Annotated in this window: 7 protein-coding genes; all 7 read left to right on the forward strand. The window is 34.5% G+C overall.

Translation table 11 applies throughout. From position 1 onward, the window contains the following. Positions 1-87 precede the first annotated feature (87 nt). Entirely contained in the window at positions 88-456 is a 369-nt protein-coding gene (gene rpl7ae, locus ACJROP_RS02820; RefSeq protein WP_406533986.1) for a 50S ribosomal protein L7Ae, read from the forward strand. 29 nt (positions 457-485) lie between these two features. Continuing rightward, the gene (locus ACJROP_RS02825) at positions 486-692 is read left to right on the forward strand and encodes a 30S ribosomal protein S28e (protein WP_042692817.1); all 207 of its coding nucleotides are present in this window, start codon (positions 486-488) and stop codon (positions 690-692) included. A 14-nt stretch (positions 693-706) separates the two neighbouring features. Further along, entirely contained in the window at positions 707-868 is a 162-nt protein-coding gene (locus ACJROP_RS02830) for a 50S ribosomal protein L24e (RefSeq protein ID WP_405267552.1), read from the forward strand. Next, positions 865-1,317 (forward strand): nucleoside-diphosphate kinase, encoded by a 453-nt coding sequence (gene ndk / locus ACJROP_RS02835; RefSeq protein ID WP_406533987.1) that lies wholly within the window; start codon positions 865-867, stop codon positions 1,315-1,317. The genes ACJROP_RS02830 and ndk overlap by 4 nt, the downstream gene beginning before the upstream one ends. Before the next feature lie 37 nt (positions 1,318-1,354). Next, complete coding sequence (gene infB, locus ACJROP_RS02840; protein ID WP_406533988.1) at positions 1,355-3,145, forward strand: translation initiation factor IF-2; 1,791 nt, start codon at positions 1,355-1,357, stop codon at positions 3,143-3,145. A 36-nt stretch (positions 3,146-3,181) separates the two neighbouring features. Further along, a complete protein-coding gene (locus ACJROP_RS02845; RefSeq protein ID WP_406533989.1) occupies positions 3,182-3,565 on the forward strand; it encodes a 30S ribosomal protein S6e in 384 nt (127 codons plus the stop codon). 62 nt (positions 3,566-3,627) lie between these two features. After that, positions 3,628-3,697 (forward strand): GTP-binding protein (locus tag ACJROP_RS02850; RefSeq protein ID WP_405297763.1); only part of this gene is annotated, 70 nt, incomplete at its 3' end.

Below are 3,697 nucleotides of genomic sequence, written 5' to 3' on the forward strand. Positions count from 1 at the left end.
ATATATAATTACATTATATTATGATTCTAAAAGAATTATAATATCTGCCGATGGATGGCATAGCCAGATGAAAAAGGAGGTATATTTATGGCAAACATTTATGTAAAATTTGACACACCTGAAGAATTAGCTAAACAAGCTGAAGAAGCATTAGAAACCGCACAAGCTACCGGTAAAGTAGCAAAAGGTACTAACGAAGTAACCAAATTCATCGAAAGAGGAGATGCAGCATTAGTTGTTATCGCAGAAGATGTTGATCCTGCTGAAATCGTTGCACACATTCCTGTTTTAGCTGATGAAAAAGAAATTCCTTACGTTTACTTACCTACCAAAGAACAAGTTGGTGGAGCTGCTGGTTTAACTGTTGGAACTGCATCTGCATGTATTGTAGACGCTGGTGATGCTGAAGCTGCTGTTGCTGAAATTGCAGAAAAAGTTGCTGAATTAAAAGAATAGATTCTTTTAATTGATTTACGGTGATTTACATGGAAGAAGGAACTCCTGCTGAAGTCATTGAAGTTTTAAAAAGAACTGGTATGACTGGTGAGGTAATGCAAATCAAATGCAGAATCCTCGATGGTAGAGACAAAGGAAGAATTTTAACAAGAAACATTATGGGTCCTGTAAGAGAAGGCGACATTTTAATGTTACTTGATACTATTAGAGAAGCTAAAGAAATTAGAACTCCTTAAGAAGGTGTAAGTACATGAGAACTTGTTCATTCTGTAAAAAAGAAATTGAAGACGGTACTGGAAAAATGTACGTTAAAAGAGATGGTACAATTTATTTCTTTTGTAGCAGCAAATGTGAGAAAAATATGATTAAACTCGGAAGAGTTTCAAGAAAAGTTAAATGGGTTAAAGAATGATTCAAAAAAGTTTTGTTATGATGAAACCAGACGCTGTACAAAGACGTCTTATGGGTAAAATTTTGTCTCGTTTTGAAGAAAAAGGTCTTCAAATCGTCGCTTGTAAATTAATTCAAATTGATGAAGATTTAGCAAAAACTCATTATGGAGAACATGCTGATAAACCATTTTTCCCAGGTTTAGTTGAATATATTACTTCTTCACCATCATTAGCTATGGTGATTGAAGGAGAAGAAGCTGTTACCACTATCAGAAAATTAGTCGGTGCAACTGATCCTTTAGAAGCTGATCTTGGAACTATTAGAGGAGATTTCGGTATGAATAAAGGTAGAAACATCATTCATGCTTCAGACGCTCCTGAATCTGCTGAAAGAGAAATTGCTCTCTTCTTTAATGAAGACGAAATTTGTGATTATCAAATTATTGATAACGATTTAATTTATGAATAGATTTAAATTTTAAAGATTTATTATTAAAGACGATATTATGAAAATCAGATCCCCGATTGTATCAGTTTTAGGGCATGTAGACCATGGAAAAACTACATTGTTAGATTATATTAGAGGCAGTACTATCGCTGATAAGGAAGCTGGTGGTATTACTCAACATATTGGTGCTACTGAAATTCCTAACGATACTATTGAAGAAATCTGTGGAAATTTTATATCAAGATTGACTATCAAAGATTTAATACCTGGTTTATTCTTTATTGATACTCCAGGCCACGCTGCATTCACTAGCTTAAGAAAACGTGGTGGTGCATTAGCAGATTTGGCCGTTTTGATTGTTGATATCAATGATGGATTTAAACCGCAAACCTATGAAGCGTTAAATATTCTTAAAATGTATAGAACTCCATTCATTGTTGTTGCTAACAAGATAGATATGCTTTTTGGTTGGGAAACACATGAAGGAGCTTCCTTTAAAGAATCCTTTAATCAACAAGCTCCAAGCGTTCAACAGGATTTGGACTTGAAAGTTTATGAGATTGTCGGAACTCTCCACAAAGAGGGTTTTCAATCTGAAAGGTTTGATAGGGTAAGTAATTTTGCTTCACAGATTAGTATTATTCCTATTAGTGCTAAATCCGGTGAGGGCATTATTGAAGTGTTAGCAATGTTGCTCGGACTTGCTCAAGAATATTTAACCGAACAGTTAGAAATTAACGAAGATGCTCCTGCTAAAGGTACTGTATTGGAAGTTAAGGAAGAAGTGGGGTTAGGTCTTACTGTTGATAGCATTATTTATGATGGTGTTTTAAGGACTAATGATGAAATTGCTTTTATAACTTCTTCAAATGAGGTTTTAACAACCAAAGTCAGGTCTATTTTAAGACCGCTTCCGCTTGAGGAGATGAGGGATTCTAAAAAGAAATTCCGCAAATTCGATGAAGTTGTTGCAGCTGCAGGTATCAAGATTGCAGCTCCTAATTTAGATGATGTCATTTCCGGTTCACCGCTTAGGGTATTAAGCGATGATGAAGATGTTGAAGAGGAACTCTTAAAGGAAATTGAAGATATTACAATCAATACTGAAGATGAAGGTATTTTGGTTAAAGCAGATACATTAGGTTCCCTTGAAGCTATTGTTAAGTTATTAAAAGAATTGGAAATTCCTATTCGTGAAGCGGATATTGGTGATGTGAGCCGTAGGGACATAATCAATTCATCAATTGCTCTAACTGAAAATGATGCACATGGAGCAATCATTGCTTTTAATGTGGATGTTCATCCGAATTCCGTAGAAGATCTTAACAAATCTGATATAAAACTTTTCAAAGGTGATGTCATATATCAAATCATCGAAGATTATGAGGCATGGATTGATGAAATGGAGAGGGCTAAGAAGAAAGCATTCTACAATGCAATCATCAAGCCTGCAAAATTCATGGCTTTACCTAAATTAGTTTTCCGTCAAAGCAAACCCGCTATTATTGGAATTGAATCCATTAGCGGTACAATTAAACAAGGCCAAACTTTAATTAATAAAAATGGTGAATATGTTGGTGTAATAGCCAGTATGGAAGATAAGGGCGAAACATTACCGGATATTTCTAGAGGTCAAAGGGTAGCTATGGCTATTAAAGACGCCATTGTTGGAAAACATTTCGATGAAGGGGATGAATTATACGTTGATGTTCCTGAAAAACATTATAAGTTTATCGAAAGGGAATTCAAAGATAAATTGACTGAAGACGAATTTGAAACTTTATACGAGTTTGTTGAAATCAAACGTAAAAAAGATCCTGATTGGGGTAAATTCGGTCTTTTCGAATAATAAATTAAGATTATAAAATAACTAAGGAGGAATACCATGGCATTCAAAGTTGTTGTGTCTCAAAAAGCTGAAACTCATCAAATTGAAATCGATGAAACTAAAGCTCTTAACGGGTTAGTCATCGGTGAGGAATTTGATGGTGGAATTGTTGGTTTAGATGGTTACACCTTAAAAATCACTGGTGGTAGTGATAAGAATGGTTTTACCATGAAAAAAGATGTTTCCGGTACCAGAAGAATCAAAAGTTTATTAACTGGTGGTATTGGTTATCATCCTAAAGCCGATGGTGTTAAAAGAAGAAAAACCGTTAGAGGAAACACTATTGCTGAAGATATTGTACAAATCAACACTGTAGTTACTAAAGCTGGAAATAAATCAATAGCTGAAATTCTTGGTGCTGGTGAAGAAGAGGAAGAATAGTTTTACTATCTTTCTTAATTTAACTTTTAAGTTAATTAAAATTATAAAAAAGGTGGTTATCTGTGAACGTACAGTCAGATGTTAACATAGGTTTAGTTGGTCACGTAGACCATGGTAAGACTACTCTTACTA

Origin of the sequence: Methanobrevibacter sp., assembly GCF_045220775.1 — an archaeon.
Taxonomy (GTDB): domain Archaea; phylum Methanobacteriota; class Methanobacteria; order Methanobacteriales; family Methanobacteriaceae; genus Methanocatella.